The 18216-nt window shown below is 62.3% G+C and carries 22 protein-coding genes; 11 read left to right on the top strand and 11 right to left on the bottom strand.

What is annotated here, in order from left to right; all coding sequences use genetic code 11:
• Window positions 1–346: 346 nt before the first annotated feature.
• The 6 genes from PWM43_RS13570 (at window position 347) to PWM43_RS13545 (ending at window position 7426) form a co-directional block, all read left to right on the top strand.
• A complete protein-coding gene (locus tag PWM43_RS13570; protein WP_289843062.1) occupies window positions 347–865 on the top strand; it encodes a sigma-70 family RNA polymerase sigma factor in 519 nt (172 codons plus the stop codon).
• Window positions 866–964: 99 nt separating this feature from the next.
• Window positions 965–1981, top strand: coding sequence for a FecR family protein (locus tag PWM43_RS13565; RefSeq protein ID WP_289843061.1), 1017 nt, complete (start codon window positions 965–967; stop codon window positions 1979–1981).
• A 144-nt stretch (window positions 1982–2125) separates the two neighbouring features.
• Window positions 2126–4717, top strand: a complete 2592-nt coding sequence (locus PWM43_RS13560) for a TonB-dependent siderophore receptor (RefSeq protein WP_289843060.1) — start codon at window positions 2126–2128, stop codon at window positions 4715–4717.
• An 8-nt stretch (window positions 4718–4725) separates the two neighbouring features.
• Entirely contained in the window at window positions 4726–5964 is a 1239-nt protein-coding gene (locus PWM43_RS13555) for a PepSY-associated TM helix domain-containing protein (protein ID WP_289843059.1), read from the top strand.
• Between the two features lie 203 nt (window positions 5965–6167).
• The gene (locus PWM43_RS13550; RefSeq protein WP_289843058.1) at window positions 6168–6425 is read left to right on the top strand and encodes a hypothetical protein; all 258 of its coding nucleotides are present in this window, start codon (window positions 6168–6170) and stop codon (window positions 6423–6425) included.
• Window positions 6422–7426, top strand: a complete 1005-nt coding sequence (locus PWM43_RS13545; protein WP_289843057.1) for a LysR family transcriptional regulator — start codon at window positions 6422–6424, stop codon at window positions 7424–7426. Before PWM43_RS13550 ends, PWM43_RS13545 begins: the two co-directional genes overlap by 4 nt.
• A 401-nt stretch (window positions 7427–7827) precedes the next feature.
• Here PWM43_RS13545 and PWM43_RS13540 read toward each other — a convergent pair whose 3' ends face one another.
• The 10 genes from PWM43_RS13540 to PWM43_RS13495 all read right to left on the bottom strand — a co-directional run bounded on the left by PWM43_RS13540 (window position 7828) and on the right by PWM43_RS13495 (window position 15333).
• The gene (locus tag PWM43_RS13540) at window positions 7828–8556 is read right to left on the bottom strand and encodes a hypothetical protein (RefSeq protein ID WP_289843056.1); all 729 of its coding nucleotides are present in this window, start codon (window positions 8554–8556) and stop codon (window positions 7828–7830) included.
• Window positions 8540–9064, bottom strand: a complete 525-nt coding sequence (locus PWM43_RS13535) for a hypothetical protein (RefSeq protein WP_289843055.1) — start codon at window positions 9062–9064, stop codon at window positions 8540–8542. Before PWM43_RS13535 ends, PWM43_RS13540 begins: the two co-directional genes overlap by 17 nt.
• A gap of 358 nt (window positions 9065–9422) precedes the next feature.
• Window positions 9423–9920: a ribbon-helix-helix domain-containing protein gene (locus PWM43_RS13530; protein ID WP_317134991.1), complete on the bottom strand. Its 498-nt coding sequence runs from the start codon at window positions 9918–9920 to the stop codon at window positions 9423–9425.
• A gap of 85 nt (window positions 9921–10005) precedes the next feature.
• A complete protein-coding gene (locus PWM43_RS13525; RefSeq protein ID WP_456304635.1) occupies window positions 10006–11784 on the bottom strand; it encodes a relaxase/mobilization nuclease domain-containing protein in 1779 nt (592 codons plus the stop codon).
• Window positions 11785–12359: 575 nt separating this feature from the next.
• Window positions 12360–13049, bottom strand: coding sequence for a lytic transglycosylase domain-containing protein (locus PWM43_RS13520; RefSeq protein ID WP_289843053.1), 690 nt, complete (start codon window positions 13047–13049; stop codon window positions 12360–12362).
• Window positions 13036–13374 (bottom strand): DUF736 domain-containing protein, encoded by a 339-nt coding sequence (locus PWM43_RS13515; protein ID WP_289843052.1) that lies wholly within the window; start codon window positions 13372–13374, stop codon window positions 13036–13038. The genes PWM43_RS13520 and PWM43_RS13515 overlap by 14 nt, the downstream gene beginning before the upstream one ends.
• Window positions 13371–13919: a S26 family signal peptidase gene (locus tag PWM43_RS13510; protein WP_289843051.1), complete on the bottom strand. Its 549-nt coding sequence runs from the start codon at window positions 13917–13919 to the stop codon at window positions 13371–13373. The genes PWM43_RS13515 and PWM43_RS13510 overlap by 4 nt, the downstream gene beginning before the upstream one ends.
• Complete coding sequence (locus PWM43_RS13505; protein ID WP_289843050.1) at window positions 13916–14440, bottom strand: DUF2840 domain-containing protein; 525 nt, start codon at window positions 14438–14440, stop codon at window positions 13916–13918. The genes PWM43_RS13510 and PWM43_RS13505 overlap by 4 nt, the downstream gene beginning before the upstream one ends.
• Complete coding sequence (locus tag PWM43_RS13500) at window positions 14386–14634, bottom strand: helix-turn-helix transcriptional regulator (RefSeq protein ID WP_289843049.1); 249 nt, start codon at window positions 14632–14634, stop codon at window positions 14386–14388. The genes PWM43_RS13505 and PWM43_RS13500 overlap by 55 nt, the downstream gene beginning before the upstream one ends.
• 270 nt (window positions 14635–14904) lie before the next feature.
• Window positions 14905–15333 (bottom strand): DNA -binding domain-containing protein, encoded by a 429-nt coding sequence (locus PWM43_RS13495; RefSeq protein ID WP_289843048.1) that lies wholly within the window; start codon window positions 15331–15333, stop codon window positions 14905–14907.
• Between PWM43_RS13495 and PWM43_RS15500 the strand changes: the two genes are divergently transcribed.
• A complete protein-coding gene (locus PWM43_RS15500) occupies window positions 15319–15669 on the top strand; it encodes a hypothetical protein (protein ID WP_289843047.1) in 351 nt (116 codons plus the stop codon). The genes PWM43_RS13495 and PWM43_RS15500 overlap by 15 nt on opposite strands.
• 307 nt (window positions 15670–15976) lie before the next feature.
• Here the strand turns inward: PWM43_RS15500 and PWM43_RS13485 are convergent, their stop codons facing one another.
• Complete coding sequence (locus PWM43_RS13485; protein WP_317134992.1) at window positions 15977–16618, bottom strand: DNA methyltransferase; 642 nt, start codon at window positions 16616–16618, stop codon at window positions 15977–15979.
• A gap of 382 nt (window positions 16619–17000) precedes the next feature.
• Here PWM43_RS13485 and PWM43_RS13480 point away from each other — a divergent pair, with 382 nt between their 5' ends.
• The 4 genes from PWM43_RS13480 to PWM43_RS13465 all read left to right on the top strand — a co-directional run.
• Window positions 17001–17186, top strand: a complete 186-nt coding sequence (locus tag PWM43_RS13480; RefSeq protein WP_289843045.1) for a hypothetical protein — start codon at window positions 17001–17003, stop codon at window positions 17184–17186.
• Between the two features lie 69 nt (window positions 17187–17255).
• Window positions 17256–17510: a type II toxin-antitoxin system prevent-host-death family antitoxin gene (locus tag PWM43_RS13475; RefSeq protein ID WP_289843044.1), complete on the top strand. Its 255-nt coding sequence runs from the start codon at window positions 17256–17258 to the stop codon at window positions 17508–17510.
• A 13-nt stretch (window positions 17511–17523) separates the two neighbouring features.
• On the top strand, window positions 17524–17949 hold the full coding sequence (locus tag PWM43_RS13470) for a hypothetical protein (RefSeq protein WP_289843043.1): 426 nt from the start codon (window positions 17524–17526) through the stop codon (window positions 17947–17949).
• Between the two features lie 29 nt (window positions 17950–17978).
• Window positions 17979–18216, top strand: a 238-nt coding sequence (locus PWM43_RS13465; protein WP_289843042.1) for a recombinase family protein, incomplete at its 3' end; no start/stop codon positions are given.

The raw sequence follows: 18216 nt of genomic DNA, 5'->3' as shown, positions 1-18216 counted from the left end.
AGGCTGTTCGTTCTCACAGGTTGCGTCGGCTGGCCGCCGCTCCGTCGGAGTCGAAGAAACCCTGCAACAGAAATCTTATCCGATTCTCAATCAGACACAAGCCCTGCTTCGGACGATAGCCGAAGTACCCTCAGTCTTTAGACGGAAAGCACGGTGAGTTTTTAAGGGCGAAATCGCAATTTTTCGCGCTCCCGGCGTCTTTTTGTAGGGCGTGAGGCATTCAAGCCACCTTGTGCGGAATCACCGTTGAAGTTCGGAATTACTCGCAATAAAGCTGGTCAGTCGGGGGCAAACGCCGCCGGGTGGGTGTGTTCGTCAACTCAGTCATGTCGGGAACCATGTCGCGGTGAAAGACACGGACCAGCTTCTGGAGGTCTGGCTCAGCCACCGCCTGCAATTCGTGGACGTTGCGGCGAAGATAATCGGCTGCCGGTCGCGCGCCGAGGATATCGTACAGGACGCCTATCTCAAGGCGACATCGGCGAACCGACAGGGCGTCGAGATCAAGCGCCCGCTGCCTTACCTCCTGCTCACGGTCCGCCGCCTCGCCATCGATTTCCTCCGTGTCGGAAGAACCCGGAACGAGGAAGACATCACGAATGTCGCGATCCAGCATCTACTCAACGACCCGCTATCGCCCGAAGATCACGCAGGAAGCCGCGAGGAACTCGTCATCGTCGAGCGGGCGCTGGCGACGCTTCCGCCGCGCACCCGCCTTGCTTTCGAGATGAAGCGGTTCGGCGGCTGCAAACTGCGGGAGATCGCGGCGGTCCTGGGCATCTCCATCGGAAGAACCGCCCAATTGATCGACGAAGCCATGTCCGCCTGCCAGGTGGCGCTCGACGATACCGAAACCAGAAACTGAACCGGCGCCCTTAAAAAATGTCCCTGCCCCCCGTCTCTCTTATCAGATGGCAGCTTTTATGCTGCCGCCCGAACGCGCGTGGGGTACCTTGTGGTCCGCATGACAGATAATTCTGCTGGATCTGGGGATGAACTGACATCCGAAGCCAATCTCTGGGTCATCCGGCTAACAGAGGAGCCGGATGATCCTGCCCTCCGTCGGGAATTTTCCGCGTGGCATGCACGATCGCTTGCCCATGCCGAGGCATGGTCTCGCGCCCTGCGCGTATGGAAGCTGACGGGAGCACTGGCGCCCGCTCTTTTCTCCCTGCCGGATCACGACCGCTCGACCGCTCCCCGCCAACCACCCGTGCGCGCCATGCGGTCGGCAAAACCTTTTCGACGCTACGCCGTCGGGGCCGGACTTGCCACAGCCCTGTGTGGAGCGGCGCTGTTTTTCCTGCCGGGTATACGAATTGCCCTCCAGGCCGATTACACGACCCCTATCGGCCAGGACCGAAGCGTCACTCTGGCCGATGGAAGCGTCGTCACGCTTGGCGCTCAGTCCGCGATCGCGGTTCATTATCGGCCCGAGGCACGAAGCGTCACACTGCTGAGCGGAGAGGCTTTCTTCGTGGTCCGGCACGATGAACACCGCCCCTTTACGGTGAGCGCTGGGACAATCCGGGCACGCGACATCGGCACCCGCTTCGACGTGCGGCTGGATAGTTCGCAAATCCGCGTCGGCGTTCAGGAAGGCGTCGTCGGCATCTCGTCAGAGGGCGACGCGTCCGAACTGCATGTCACGGCCGGCGAGGAAATACGGCTGGATCGGTCAACCCGGCAGATTACCCGCCTCACAATGACGCCCGAAGCGATCGGTTCATGGACGACGGGCACCCTGGTGATCGAAGACGACACGATCGGACAGGTCGTCGACCTTTTGCGCCGCTACTACCCCGGCTTCATCGTGACGTGGGGCGATGCCCTACGCACAAGGCATGTGGGCGGCGTCTATGACCTGCACAATATCCCGGCGGCGTTGCGCGCTGCCGTCGTTCCGTCTGGCGGTCATGTCCTGGAAATTGGCGGGACCATCCTGATCGTAACCGGGGCCGATCCGCAAGCCGGACACTGACCCAAATGAACCAGACAAACCGTTTCCTTCCAATAGATTGTGGCTACTGACGAAAAAACTTTACGACGTTGCCCTTAAAAAACACCCTGCTGCCCCGTCCTCCTTTCAAATGCAACGCATTCGCATAAAAGGAGGATCGACCCTATGCCCCTCGACGCCAGCGCCCCCATCCGAAACGCAGGAAGACGGCGCGGTCAATGCCACGCATGGTTGCGACGCCCGGTTATCCTGGCCGTTCCGTCGGCGGTGCTTTTTTCCCTGGCAGCGGCCAGCCCGGCGTCGGCACAAGGAAGCGCCTCCCAAGCCACGGCAGCGACATCGGCCTCGGCGCGCTCTTACAGCATTCCGGCGCTTCCGCTCGGACAAGCCCTGGCGGCTTTCGGTCGGCAGGGCGGAATTCAGGTCACCTACGATCCGTCGCTCATCTCGGGGAAGGCCGCGCCGGCCATTTCGGGCAGCATGAGCCGCCCGGTGGCCCTGCAAAGACTACTCTCCACGTCGGGCCTCTCATGGCGCCAGTCCGGCGCCGATACGATCGTTATCCAGAAAGCCTCCGCAGCCATCACCCTCGGCCCCGTTCGCGTGGGCGGCACCGTCGCTCGCCAAGACCCGACCGGCCCTGGCGTCGGTTACGTCGCCGAAAACACGGTGAGCGCAACCAAGACCGACACACCTCTTACCGAAATTCCCAATTCAATCTATGTTGTCACAAAACAACAGATAGTCGATCAACAGCCCCAGAGCATCTCCGAAGCGCTGCGCTACACGCCGGGAGTATCATCCGAAGAACGCAATCCGGCCGCAAGTAACTCTCCGGCTTTCGGGATTTATCAAAGAGGCTTCTCCACGACGGAGTTTATTGATGGCTTAAACAGCTATGGCGCTTCACTAACCGACACGGCATTTATCGAACGGCTTGAAGCTGTGAATGGACCGGCTTCAGTCATGTACGGACAAGTTTATCCTGGGGGTATGATCAATGCGACGCTAAAGAAACCGACAAACACCCCATTCCACGAAATCTCGCTTGGTTTTGGCAATTGGGGACGCTATGAAGCAACCGCAGACGTGAGTGACAAGATCACCAAATCGGGCAATGTACGCTACCGAATTGCTGCGATCGGTGTAACCCAAGGCACGCAAACCAAATATGTCGATTATCACCGCGTAGGGGTTCTTCCGTCGATAACTTGGGACATCGATAGAAAAACATCCCTAACTTTACTTGGGAGCTATGTCTATACACCTGATATAGGGGTTAACGAAGGAAATCAGCTTCCTGTGCGCGGCACAATTATCACAAATGGCTATAACAGAATTCCGCGCAGCAATTTCGTCGGCTCTCCTGACTGGAATCAAGGTAGAAGCACCGAGGCTATGTTTGAGTATCAATTTAACCACGCATTTAATAAATATATTAAATTTGAACAGATTTTTCGATGGGTTGAATCTCAAAGCACGATAAAATATTCTTATTACGACTATACACCTGATATTTCCAATCCAAATCTAGTGGCGCTAGATCCTTATTATCATAGGGATCGCTACAATACAGCCACTTTAGATTCTAGGATTTCTGGAAAAATTAATACAGGATCTGTGTCCCACACTTGGGTTATTGGGTCTGATTTTAGAAACGTAAATTATAAACTCGACGCTTTTGGAAGCAATGATGATCTATTGGTAAATGTTTATGATCCACAGGCAACGCCCTTCAATATCTGCATGGATACCAATCCGCGTGCAGGATGCATCACGTCCACCATTCATACGAATTATAACTATTTTCAGGAGGGAGTCTATTTTCAGGACCAAATTCGATGGAAAGGCTTATCTATAATTCTCGGAGGAAGGCAAGATTGGCTAAATGACTCCCGGGACCTGCGTCGTAATAGCACGTCAGGTGGTGTACAGACGGTAACGAGGACCGTAACGTCAAAACTTTCCACACCAAGGGCATTCACCTGGCGAGCCGGTCTTGTGTATGAGCTTCCGTTCGGCCTGGCTCCTTATTTCAGCTATGCGACGTCTTTCGTTCCTCAGGATTCAACGGACTGGCAAGGAAAGCCACAGGCCCCCTTGACAGGCGATCAGCTTGAAGCTGGCCTAAAATACAAGGTTCCGAACAGGGATATTCTGATTACGGCATCAGCTTTCCGAATCAACGAAAATCATTACCTTATTAACGATCTCGTACATTCAGGCTACACTACTGATGGCGGTCGCGTTCGATCTCAGGGGTTCGAAGTTTCGGCCAATGGCAATATCACGAGAGACTTGAGACTGATCGCCTCTTATTCCTTTACTGACGCTCGCTTTGCAAAAAATAATTATACCGACCAGAAATATAATCCCGTTACGGGGACGTATTATGGAAGCGCCTTGCCTGAACAAGGGCACTCAGTTCCGCAGGTGCCACGTAATATGTTTTCAATCTTTGCAGATTATACTTTACCAAGAAAGATTGCGAGCGGGTTTGGTATAAACTGGGGTATGCGGTATGTCGGTTTTACGTTTCCTGATAATGTCGAATCTTATAAAGTTCCGTCCCATATGCTTTTCGACATTGGCGCCCATTATGACTTTGGCACTGCCTTCCCTATGCTAAGGGGTCTAAGAGCACAACTGGCAGTGTCTAATCTTACCAATAAATATTATGTCACTGCTTGCGCCACGGCGACTTGCTATCTTGGGCAAGGTAGAAAAGTATATGGAAATCTGACCTATAATTGGTGACGAGCGCCATGACCACCACCGCTCTTCGTCGCTGGTTCGTCGTCCATAAATGGACGAGCCTGATCTGCACGCTATTCCTGCTGGTCGTGTGCATGACCGGCCTTCCGATGCTGTTCTCCGAGCAGATTTGGGACACCTTCATCGACGATGATCCGCCATACGAGGTATTGCCGCCCGGTACGCCGAGTGCCAGCCTCGATGCGATCGTCGCAAAGGCACGCGCGCTCTATCCGGGTCAGATCGTCACGGGCGTTTCTCTTGATGACGACGAACCGGCGGTGCTGATCTCGATGGCGCCGAGTTGGGAAGCTGTTCGGGATGAAGAGGAGCATCCCGAGCACCACGCCAGCCATTGGATCAAGTTCGACGCCCGCAGCGCAAAAGTGGTCAAACAATCTCCACCGGCTGAAAAGCCTCGTGGTTGGGCCGAGATCGTTCTTGATACGGCCATGACATTGCACATGAACCTGTTCGCTGGCCTGCCCGGCGCGCTGTTCATAGGGGCCATGGGCGTGCTGTTCGTCGCCTCGCTCGTCTCCGGTACGGTCCTCTACGGCCGCTTCATGAAACGGCTGCCCTTCGGGTCGGTGCGGCGGGACCGGGCCGCGCGCCTGACATGGCTGGACCTGCACAATCTGCTGGGCGCCGTCACGCTGGTCTGGGCGCTGGTGGTCGGCTTCACAGGCTTCGTCAACGAATTGCAGACCCCGCTGTTCGGATTGTGGCGCATCACCGATGTTCGCCAGATCCTCAAGCCCTATGCCGCTTTACCGGTCGTCTCGCAGGAGCACCTCTCCTCCGTACAGGCGGCCTTCGATACGGCGGCCAAGGCAGCGCCCGGCAACGTCGTGACGGGGCTGTTTTTCCCCGGCTCGGAGTTCGGCAGCCCGGTTCATTACCTGCTCTGGACCCATGGTGCTTCGCCGCTGCGCGGGCGGTTGTTCACGCCGGTCCTGGTGGATGCCCGAACGGGCAAACTGACCGGTGCCTATCCCATGCCGTGGTATCTGCGCTTCCTCGAAATCTCCCGCCCGCTGCATTTCGGCGACTACGGCGGGATGCCGCTCAAGGTGCTGTGGGCACTGCTCGATCTGGTCGTGATCGCCGTCCTGGTCAACGGCGTGGTGCTCTGGGCCGGCAAGCGGAAGATCGCCACCGATACCCGCCTCCGCGCCATCGGCTACGAACTGGACGACACGCCCGAAGCGGCCCCATCGCCTCACGCGGCAGGGGAGGCTGCCCGATGACCGCCGCCTTTCCCGCGCCCGCCGCCACGCGAGCCACCCGGAACCGAAGCCGAAAAACGACGTGCCGCCAGATGGTTACAGCCCAAACCCATGCCAAATTCGTGATGCGCCCCCATGCAAGATGCGTGATGTGCCCCTGCAAGATGCGTGAGGTGGGCCTGCAACGCCGTGATGTGGAACGGTGAGAACCGCGAGGCCGCGCGATGAACGCGATGCCTTCCGATCCGGTTCCGCAGCCCGGCGCGCGGCGGCCCGTCGCCGTCTGGCCCTGGCCGATCGCGCTGGGCGTGCTGACGCTGTTCGGGTTGCTCTCGGCGCTGCTCGGTCAACATGGCGTGTGGCTCGCCCTGTCCTGGGGCGCGCTGTCCATCCCCATCGTCGTGACGGGCTTCTACGTCGCGCGGGCATTCTTCCTGTTGCCGATCTCACGGCATTTCCCGACGGCGGAGCGTCCGGAGTGACGGAACAGGACGCGGCACCGGAGAGCGGGACAGCGCCTGCCCCGGCCTCTCCGCTGTCACGCGACCGCCTCTACCGACTTCTGGCGACCGGCCATATCCCGCTCCCGGCGCTGGTGCAGGCGATCGTGGTGGCGGAGCATCTGAACCTCCACCGCGCGGCCGAGGCGCTGGGTGTCAGCCAGTCCGCCATCAGCACCCGCCTCATCACCCTGGAAGAGACGCTCGGCGTCCAGCTTTTCGAACGGCGGCGCTATCAGCGCCTGCGCCTGACCCTGCATGGCCGCGCCTTCCTCGATCACGTCGCTCCCGCACTAGCCCATATCGGCCGAGCCGTCGGCACGACCGACGCGGGCCGCGATCCCCGCCGTGACATGCTCAAGGTGGGCCTGCAATCCTCCATCGCCACCGGGCCTCTCGCGGCGCTCCTGCGCGCTTTCCGGGAGGCCGCGCCGGACGTGATCCTCCGCCCGGAGGAAACTCCGCCGCAAGACGCGCTCGGCGAGGTTCGCGCCCGCAAGGTGGATGTGCTCATCGCGCCTGATCTCCTGCTGGCGGGATCGGCCCTGCACGACACGCTGGAAAGCCTTCCCCTCTGGACGGAGGAAATGGTCGTGGCTCTTCCCGTTGACGATCCCCTGGCGGCACAGGAGCGCGTTTCGTGGGCCGATCTCGACGGGCGGACCTTCCTGACCCGCACGGACGGGATCAGCGCCGCACTGATGGAGCAGGCGCGGCAGCATCTTGACGCGGCGGGGATCGAGCCGCCGATCGAGAGCCTGCGGATCGGCCGGGACACGCTGATGATCCTCGTCACACTCGGCCTCGGCGTGGCGCTGACCACGCAATCCGCGCAGGGGATGACGATCGAGGGGTTGGTGTTTAGACCTGTGGGCATCGAGCCTGTGGCGTTGCGCTTCCTGGCGGTCTGGTCGCGCTACAATGTCAGTCCGCCGCTGACCACGCTGTTGCGTCTGGCGCGCAGAGATCACGCCTCTCCTTGAGCTTCCGCTTCCGCCCGCGAACAGGTCATTCGTAAGTTTGAAAGCCGCGGGTAGGCTACGCGTCAATTGTCGCCGTCTTCGAACCCAGCAGCTCCCAACTTCCGATAATCCGCTTCATGGTAGTTGGAGGTGTGCCAGAGGACCCGACATGCTGTCATGGATGGTGGAGAGCGACACGTCCGATTTGAGCCGGCATCTCGATGAACAGTACGATCGTTCATACTTTGCCTCACCTCAGTTTGACGCCCGGCACCACAGCGGCGAAACCCGTTTGTCGAGGGGACTCAAGATAGTCGTGACAGGAAAGAGCCTACCATCCCGGCGGGTATGGAACTGGACGAGTTGGAAGGCTCCATCTTCGATAGCGTGGTTGCCAAGCCTAGCTCGCCCCACCGCCCTTTTCACACCTGAAATGGCTCGAAGACGTTGAGCAGAAGTATCTCAATATGATTTGCTACCGCGTTCGGGCCGACCTTCAGGCTATTCGGATGGCCGCAGCCATTTCGTAGCTTGAGGCCCTTGAGCAACTCATCCTTTTGATTCTTGCCTAGAACGCCGATTGCGGCGCATCGCTCAAGAAACTTTTCCTCGCCCATGCGGCCAACACCATCCTCATTGACAGCGTCTTTCCACTTCGCGTCCACGGACTTCGCGGAGACGTTGAAGACCGCAAGGTATTCGCCGGCTACGACTCTATGCAGAACATCGACAGCGGCGAGCCACGACATGACAATAGCCGAGCGATACAAGGCACTCTCGTGGCACTTGATCGCTTCTTCCACAAACGTGCGCGTATTTGGGTTGATTATCTTGTCTAGGTGAGCCCGAAGGTCTGTCGCGACTTGCATCGCGGCTGGGCTAAGCGATGTGACGCCCAGGTTACGGAGATATGCCTTGCCTGACTCCGTGATCTCCCACCCCTCCGGCACATGAATAGCGAGCCCTTTACTCTTGCTCAGTGAGGCGGAAGGGTTCCAAGTCTTGCCGATCTTCAACCCAGCTTCGACCGCGCGCTCCCGTATACCGGCGAGCTTCGTAGGTGTGTCAAACGTCGCGAGGATCAATAGCAGCCTATCAAGCTGCTTGAGTTCCTTGTGAAGCCATTGCTTGAGATCAGCCTTGCTTAGCAATTTGCGATCTCAAGGCCGCAAGTTCATTTGACTTGAGCGCGTATGTGCCATTATTGAGTTGGTTCAGCTTGCTCGCGCTAAGCGACTTCAGGGCCGCGCTCAAATTAGACCCAATGTTTTGATTATAGTGGCTAGTTGCTGACTTCATAGCCTCAAGTAGCTCTTTGCGAGTGAAGCTTTGCTTGCCCTCTACTATCTGCAAATAGGCGGCTGCCGCTATCACGAGTTCAGGACCACTCTTAGCCGAAAGGCGGTCCGCAACGCTGTTAACGTGAAGCTGTGGGTTTGAGTGTTCTAGCAGAAGAGGCGCGGTAGTGCTGCTGCCCGTGCCATTCGACCCATCGGGCGGTGCAAGTGGCGCGGTGTCGTCGAACTCAGGCACTAGTGATTGGGCAAGCTCCTGAATCTGTGAGATGAATTCTTTGATATCGGAAACCGCCAGCGGACTTTCCGTCTCAAGCGAGAGCTCAACCTCGCCAGCGCGCAGATGTATTTTTGTTCCCATCATTACCCCTTAAGGGAATAGGCTAGCGCGCAGCGTTCCGGTGAGTCAATCGCGGCCGCATGCTGTTTTTCCGAACGTCCGGTGTCTGGCTGAAACCCGCCGTATCAATTAAGGCCGGGGAATGGCGGCAATGTCTCAGACCACGTCAAGAGTAGAATGCCCGCTCATAGGCGCGCTAATTTCTCAGTTGAACGGCTTGGATGGGCGCATGACGGTCCCAAGCATCATGCAGGTGAATGGCAGCTTCTTGCTTACTGCTTCCATCAGCAGACATTCCGCCCCCCCCCCGTCCCATCTCGGACGTTACAGCGGAAGCATGCCTCGCACGGGACGATCACGCAAGACGGGGTATCGGGGCAGATCACCCAACCGACGATTCCCCCGCCCCATTGGCATCCACCGCCCGCTGTTCCCGCACGGCGGCGATGTCACGGGAGCGTTCCTTGAGGAAGCGGTCTCCGGTGGCGAGATGGCGCAGCAGGATGGCGAGGAAGTTCTGATACCGCTCGCGCCCGCGCGCTTTGGCGGCCTCCTGGGCGTCGGGCGGCAGGGGAAGCTGGGCGTTCATCCAGGCCCGCACATAGAGCGCCAGCGTCTCGCCCATGACGGACAGATCCTCGTCCAGCCCGTCCATCTGGCGGGAGAGATGGTCCAGCCGGCGGATCAGCGCCGCTTCCTGCTGCCCGGCGATGTCGCCGGTGAGGAACGACCGCACGGCCATCTCGATCACGGCGGATTGCGAGACCTTCTGCCGCGCGGCCAGAAGCGCGACCTGCTTCAGCAGATCGCTCTCGAAATACACGTTCATGCGCCGCCGGACGGCCATCGCTTCCTCCCGGAATACAGGTCCGGGACGCAACGTGGCATTGCCGCGCCGCCCAACAAGCCCGGTCGCGGAGCGATCGAAGAAACGACGGTGGGCGGCGGGAAATCGGAAAGATGCCCTACAGCCCCAGCCCGCGCGATCGGCCGATCTCCCAGGAAAGTGCGCCGTCCTCGCTCATGGACATCGTGATGTCCTTCTGGCGATGCCTGCCGATCTCCGGGCGCCAAGGCACCAGCGCGAACTCATGGGCGTTCTCGATCAGGGCATAGCTGGCGCTGGCGAGATGGACGGGGCCGGACAGCGTGCCGGACACACTCTCGAACGGCCCCATGCGATGCCATGACAGGCCCTTGCGCTCCGCCATCGCCTGCCCGACGTGCTCCACCTCGCGCGCTTCCAGCGTCGCCAGCAGGTTGCGACGGTAGCGGATCGCGCCGTCTGGGTCGCGGACGGCATCGCCGCGCTCCATGAGCCGGTCCTGACGGCGGCTCATAGCCTCGCCGACCTCGCGCCCGAACCCCGCCTCCGCGCGGTCGCGGTCGCCGTCGCGCCCGGCGACCAGCCTGCGGTCCAGCCACGTCGCCCCGTCCGATCCGATCTGCGCCTCCAGGTCCAGGGACGACAGAAGGCGGATCGTGGCCTTGGGCGACCGTGCCGCGTCATAGGCGGCGGCGCGCTGCTGGAAGTCCTCCGGGAGGCGCCAGCGATCGGCGTCCTGCCGCTCCACGATCCCGCCCCGGCGCAGCGCCTCCAGGCGGCGGACATAGCCCTTCATCAGTTCCTCGGGATCTCCCTTTACCGTCCACGGCTCCAGCCGCATCCGTTCCAGATGCGCGGAGACACGATAAAGCCCATCCTCGGCATGGGCGAGGATCGCGCGGTCGGACGGCCGGGGACCGCGTTCCCTTGCGGAGCCGATCGCCACGATCGCGCCGTTACGAATGTCCGCCACCTGGGCGGGATCGAAGCCGGGGACGTGATGCACGCGCCCGTCGATGCCATCGACCACGAGCGACAGCTTCTCGCCCAGTTCGTCGGTCAGGTGCCGGTCGATCAGCCGCCCGACGATCGGCGCGTCCGGCGTCTCGCCGTGAAGGCGGAAGCTGCCGGGGTCGCGAACCTGATCGGGGCCGCGCGCCTTCAAGGCCCGGTGCATCTGCTTCGTGATGTCGCCCTGCTCGCCCAGGGCGCGGAGGCGATCCTCCAGGTGCTCGTCCAGTTCCCATCGTCCGGGTTCGGTCTGGCTGGCCAGCCCCATGCGCTCCAGCTTCGCCAGACGGGACAGGCGCAGGCTCCGATCCACGCCATTCCCTGCGGCCATGTCCACGCCCGGCCGCATGTCGATCATCCCGTCTTGCGCCTGCTCCAGCAGGGCGCGATCCAGCCGCGTGAAGCGGTCCTGGCTCACCTCCGCCTCCAGCTTGCGGCGCTGCTCGATCTCGGTGACGGGGCCGAGTTCCAGCGTCGCCAGTTCGGAGGCGCGCTCGCGGATGCCCTGGCCGATATACGTCCCGTCGATGACCAGATTCTCGCCGAGATCGTCGCGGCCGTTGACGACGACATGGACGTGGGGATGGGCGGTGTTGTGGTGGTTGACGGCAACCCAATCGAGCTTCGTGCCGAGGTCGGCCTCCATCTGCCGCATCAGGTCGCGCGTGAAGCCGGTCAGGTCCGACATCCGGTCGGCGTCCTCGGGCGAGACGATCATGCGGAACTGATGCCGGTCGTCGGTCCCGCGTTCGAGGAACGCCGGGGCGTCGGCACGGTCGGTCTCCGCGCCGTAGAGGATTCCACGCGCGCCGTCGCGGGAGGTTCCGTCGCGCTGGATGTAGCGCAGATGGGCGGCGGCCCCGCCGCCCTTGCCGGCATGGCGGACGATGCGCGCCTTGACGGTCACGCGGCGGGCGCCGGGCTGCCGGTGCTTCCATCCCGACAGGCTCCTGGCCCGCGCGAAGGACGCGCCCCTCCCACGTCCAATGCCACGGCGAGACGGCGCCGCCCGGCCGGGATGCCGGGGCGATGAAGGCGACGATCCTTTCCCCTTGCCGGAAGGGGCCAGGGACTGCGCCCGGACCTGCTTGCGGACGGCGGACAGGAAGCTGAGGCGCGGCCTGCCCGCCGTCCCTTTGGAGCGGATGCGCCCCGGTTGGGGACGGAAGCCGGTCTCATCATCCCGGTTCATGGACAATCCCTCCGCAAGATAGCGATTTCAGGAAGAGTGCCAGCGGAAAGGTGGTTATCCGCCATTCCTGAAAGATCGCGGCACGCGGCCCAATTTTGAGAGTGCCGGTCGAGAAATCCCCAACCTCATGTGCAGACAAAAGAAAACAGCGCCATCCAAACCAAGGGTGCCGGATACCTTTATCTTGCCCTCACGCCTTCTGTTCGTGATAGATCTCATCATCACCTCTCAAACGACCGAAACAAACCCGAACAACTGCGAATCAATACTTAAACGCCGCAAGAACCTCGTCACGGCGCGCTCCTTTGTGAAAGGGGGACGAACAGGGCGGCGGGTGATGCGCTGAATGGGATCGCGTGATCGAAAATCCGCATCACCTCCGGCGCGTCCTGGGTGGTGGTTCGGGATGAAAACGCGCCGACGAAAAGCCGACTCCCAGACGGCGTTTCGATCGACGGTCGGGCCATGAAACCCGCGTCGGAAACCGGACCGCCGATCGACTCCCCGCGCAGCAGCCGGACGACTCTCGCGACGTAATCCCGCGTCTCGTCCGGCAGCGCGCGGCCGGTCGCCAGATGCTCGTCGTAGCGTCCGGGACCGGCGTTATAGGCGGCGAGGAATCCCGTGTCGCCGTAGCGGTCGTGAAGTTGCCGGAGATAGGCCGCGCCCGCCGTGATATTGTCGCGCGGGTCGAACGGATCGGCTCCGAGATTGAGCGCGCGGCGAAGCTCGCGCCACGTCTCGGGCATGATCTGCATGAGGCCGATTGCGCCCCTGGGAGATACCGCCGAGGCATCACCATGGCTCTCCGCGCGCATCACCCCCGCGATCCATGTGGCTGGGATTTGCGCACGCGCCGCTGCTTTGGTGACGTAGGTATCGAACGGCGCGGCGACGGGTGAAGCGATGACTGTTCGCGGATCGGCTGGAATCCCGCTGCAAAGCGACAGCAGGAGGAGCGTGCGTTCAACGGGGACCATGACGCCACTCGGGCCGGTTCCATATGAGGCGGAACGTGTCGGCGTTTCTGGGATCGGGCATCAGCCGGGCGCGCAGTGGGCGATAGAACAGGGGATCGTCGAGCGTCACGGCGAGCCAGAGTCCGATGCGCTCGCCCTGCCGTTCCCAGGCACAGCCGACCTCCGGCGCGTCGTCCTCTAGCCCGCGCAGGACGCGATAGTCGGGCGCGTTGTCGGACGTGCGGTTTTCGTTGGGGACGATGGCGAGATCGTCCGCCATAAGGAAGGTCGTGACCTGTCCGAAGAAGCCGTTGCCGGTGCGGGTGAACGTGCCGAGATGGATCATGACCGATCTCCGTTGCGATGGGGAATGGGATTGGGCCGGGAGGCGGGAAGCCAGAGCGGGGTCGCCCGGCCGATGACGGATGCGGTGGGGAGCGGACCGAAATACCGTCCGTCGAGGCTGCGCGGCTCGGCGATGTTCATGACGAACACCTCGTCGGCCGCGAGCCGGTGACAGCCTCGCCAGACGGGCAAAAGCCGGCCCCGATGGTCTCGCGCCAGCGCCACGCCGATCGTCTCACCGTCGATGGTGATGGCGTCGCGGGACCGGCACACGACCTGTCCTGGCAGCGCCGCGACGGGCTTCAGCAGCGGAACGCCGAGGGGCAGATAGCCGCGCGTTGCCAGCAGCATCGCCTCGCGCGCGGGCAGGCGGATGGCGGCGATGTCGCCGACATGGAGCGTGCTGCCGGGCCGCAGGCGATAGAGCCCGACTGGCACGCTCGCCGTCTCGTTCCAGAGCAGGCGCGGCGTGACATGGAGCGATGCGGTGGCGATGATGGTCGCCACAGTGACGCTCGTTGCGATCAGCACGAGGGGGCACCTCATGGGACCAGCTTCCGGCGCTTCAGCCATGCGTCGTGACGCTCGCGCGTGTAGGGAGAGACCTGCTGCCCGGCGGCTATCCGCGCCCCGACCTGGCGCCAGTAATCGGGCGCGATGTCGGAGGGCGCGAGCGGGATCGCTTCCACTGCGTCGATCGCCTCCAGCACGCGCCGGACCTTCTGCCAGCCAGACAGGGCCAGCAGAAGCTCACCGCCCGGCTGCACGAAGGGAATGGTCTGGAACGGCTCGTCGGCCTCCACCGCGCGTACGATGTCGATATGGGAGGAGACGGTTCCGTAATCGTTGGCGGCCCAGCGGATGAAGGCGAACACGCTGCCGGGCGTGAAGCTGGCGAGGCGGCGGCGCCTGTCGAGGATACGGTCGGAGACGGGCTTGCCGAAGCGCAGCCAGTGCTCGACGCGCTTCTCGATCCAGGTCAGTTCGACCGTGGTAAGATTGGCGGCGCAGGTCACGCGTTCTCTCCCGCGCGCCGGGAGGCGATCTCGCCTTGCGGACCGCTGCATCGCCGGGCGCCGGCCTCCAGCCACGCAGTCAGGTCGGCGAGGGTATAGACGACGCGGCCGCCGATCTTGTGATAGATGGGGCCTGTCCCCATCGTGCGGTGCTTCTCCAGCGTCCGGCCGGACAGGCCGAGGAAATGCGCCGCCTCGGTCGTGCGCAGCAGGCGCGGCGGCATCGAATCGGGAAGACGGATCATGATGGCGTCCTTCTCGTAGGCGGAGCCGTCCGACAGGGACGGCCCGACACGGAAAGGCTGCCCGGGATATGGCACTGCCGGCAGGGACGTTTTCGGCCTCCCGAGAAAACGTCCATCCTCCGTTCGCCGCCATTGGCACGCTCCGGCACGCGGGAACCGCCAAATGCTGGATCGAAAAACCGTCGGTGAAAGCGGGCGATTTATCTTTCAGGCAGGGTGACGGGCAGACATGCGCGGAGATGGCGGCGCAGGCAGCGGACTGGCACCCTGTCAGGCGCGTTGCCTGCGCCCCGCGCTACCGGCCTGCCAGGAGAGGAAGCGCCGGTAGCCCCCGGCGAGGTCACGGCGCCCTCGTGCCAGCGCGCGCCGGACGACGGCACGGATGGCGTCGTCTTCCCATTCCTGGCGCGGTCGCCGGTAACCGAACTGGGTCCGGCCGATCTCCCACTCGCTGGCCCCGCGCTCGGCCGCATCCAGCGCCGCGAGGGCCTGCCGGTGCAGCGCCTCGGTGCGCGCCGGCATGACGCGATACGGACCGGGATCGGACCGGCCGGAAAGCGCGCGGCAGAGGCGCAGAAAGGACCATGCGCGGGCGACGGCCGAGATGTCGGCCGGCAGCACGCCGGCGTAGAGCGCCCCGTCCACCGGAGGTGCGCGAAGCCAGAGCCGATGGATCACCCCTTTATGGATCAGAAGCATATGCCAGCCATCGGCATCGACGCGCCGTTCCACGATCGGGGGCGCGCGCCAGCGGATGATCGTCTCGGTCTGGTAGGTTCCCGGCGGGACGGGTTCGAGAAGGACGATGCCCGGCAGCGTGTCCGCCGTCCAGAACAGGAGCGCGTCAGCCGCCGTCAGGGCAGGATCGACAGGGAAACCGCACCCCCCATTTCCGCACGAAGGCGCGAAACGCCGGCGTATCCGGCGCGAGCCTTGACCAGAGGGCGTAATCGTGCCGGTATTCTGGCATCCGGCGCAGATACTCCCAGGCGAGTTTCATTTCCGGCATGGGTCGCACTCCTGCTCACGCCATGAGGCGAGAGGGATGGGACCACCATCATGATTTCCCGGTATGCCATCTGGTAAAGCGCCTTTACCAGATTGATTGATTATCAAAACAGATGGGCCGCAGGCCCCTTCCGCTCGCGGCGCGGGGCGCCGCGTTGTCACGGCAAAAAACGGGTGGGGTGTACGTTTGGGCGGTCGGGCCGGGAAGAAAGGAAGATGCGAGCCGGCTTTGCCGGCGAGCGCCGCACGCGCGGGTCAGCGGGCCGCGCGTCTCCGCCGCCGATCCACCAGGATCGGCGCGGTTTTTGGCCGGCAAGAGGGAGGAAGGGGGCGGCTATGCTGCCGCCCGCCTCTCGCCCCAATAGGCCAGCCGCCGGGAAGCGGTGGCGGCGTGGGTCTCGTCAAGCTCCATGCCCAGCCAATCCCGCCCGAGATGCTGCGCCGCGACCAGCGAGGAACCGGAACCGGCGAACGGGTCCAGCACCAGCCCGCCAGCCGGGCAGAACGCATGAACCAGGGGTAGCAAGGCCGCGACGGGCTTTTGCGTCGGATGCATCTTGTTCCCGCTATACGGCATGTCGATCACGTCCGGGATGGGCCTGCGGGGAAGCCTCGCATCGCCCTTTGCCAAAAGGTAGGCCGCTTCGTGCGTATAACGGACGAAACGCGAAGATGACGCGTAGGATTTGCGGAAGATGATATGTCCAACGGGCCGGAACCCTGCCGCCTTCCATGCCGCCATGAACAGGTCAACCTTGTTCCACGAATAGAACGAGACGGCGAATCTGCCCTCTTTCAAGACCCTGTGCATCTGCTGGAAGGCGGGGCGAAGCCATGCGGCGTTGTCGTCGTTGCGAACCGTCCGCCCGTCCCGGCCCTTGTAGTTCACGAGGTAAGGCGGATCGGTGAGGATGAAATCCACGCTCCCGCGCGGCATCGCCCGCATGAAGGAAACGCTGTCGCCCTGAAGGATCACATTCCGAAAGTCCCCGTCGTTCTGTCGGTCATTGTCTGTCCCCTTGCCGGTATAATCGCCGGAGGAAGCACCTCCGCGTGCTTCCCGGAGGCGGGCGACCGCGCGGAAAGGATGGGGACAAATGCCGGCGGGAGCGGCCGGGTTGCGCGCAAGCGGGGCAACGCCCTGCGCGGCAAGCGGCCCTGACGCTCTGTAGGCGGCGTTTGGGGGAAGGAAAACCAAGGGTTTGCCTTCCCCTCTTTTCTTTCTTCTTTCTTTTCCGTCCGCTCTTTTTACTCGGACACCGCTAATATCCGCATAGGTCCGCACGGCATCTTTCGGTCCTTCTTTGTATTGACCATGGTTTTCCTGAACGGGATCAACCTGCCGGACGGGACATGCCATGCGCGCGCCGAAGGAGAAACTGCGGATCACGGTCGTGCCGCCTGAGGCGTCATCCGCCAGCATGTCGGCGGAGGATGTCGCGCTTCTGCTTGCCCGTCTGATCGGACGCCAGATCGCCCGCGAGCACCTCGCACGCGAGACGCGCCGAGAATCCCTCGACGATCGCAGGCATGATGAAGGCTGAGATCGTCCTTGCGAAAAGACATTTTATACGTATAATTCAGGCATCCCTTTCCAGATCAGGATGTCCCCCATGCCCACGGTCGGCGCCCTCGAATTCCAGCGCAAATTCGGCGAGTTCCAGCATCAGGCCCAGCGCGAGCCGGTCGAGATCACCCGTCACGGCCGACGCGAATATGTCCTGATGTCGGCCGATCATTATGACTGGCTGCGCGCGGCGGCCCAGAGGACCCACCGAACGGAGGATGTGACCGACGTAGTTCTCGCCGCCGTGGAACGGGCCGAAATGGACCCCGAACACGCCCATCTCGACGACCTGCTGAAGTAAGGACGGACGCCCCGTGTCGTTCCCCGAACCGAAGCCCGGCCTCGTCGTCCGTTACGATTATCTCTGGACGCATGAAGCCGCACGCGGGCAGGATCAGGGCAAGGATCGTCCCGCCTGCCTCGTCGCCGCCAGCGACAGCGCCATGCGTCCCCGCTATGTCGTCCTTCTGCCGATCACGCATACGCCGCCATCCGGCGACACGGTGGGGATCGAGATTCCGCCGAAGGTCAAGGCGGCGATCGGTCTCGATGACGCGCCGAGTTGGGTGATCGTCTCGGAACATAATGTCGATGAATGGCCGAGCGGCGGCTTGTCGCCGGTCCCCGGCAAGGCAGGCGTCTTTGCCTATGGCTTCATCCCGCCGGGCCTGTTCGCTCGGATCAAGGCGGAGTTCGTTGCTCTCGCCCGACAGAAGAAGAGCGGCGCCGTGCGGCGCTGACCATGGAGAGTTAACCAGGAGACAGGATCATGACCCGCGTTGCGCTTTATGCCCGCTATTCCTCGGATAACCAGCGGGCCGCTTCCATTGAGGACCAGTTCCGGCTCTGCGAAGCGCGCGCCGCGCGCGAGGGCTGGCAGGTTGTGGACTATTACCGCGACGCGGCGATCTCCGGCGCCAGCATGATCCTGCGCCCCGGCATCCAGACGCTTCTGCGCGACGCGCAAGCCGGGCAGTTCGACATCGTGCTCGCCGAGGCGCTGGATC

This window comes from Brytella acorum, from assembly GCF_029309905.1.
Taxonomy (GTDB): domain Bacteria; phylum Pseudomonadota; class Alphaproteobacteria; order Acetobacterales; family Acetobacteraceae; genus Brytella; species Brytella acorum.
This window is presented reverse-complemented; position numbering and strand designations above follow the sequence as displayed.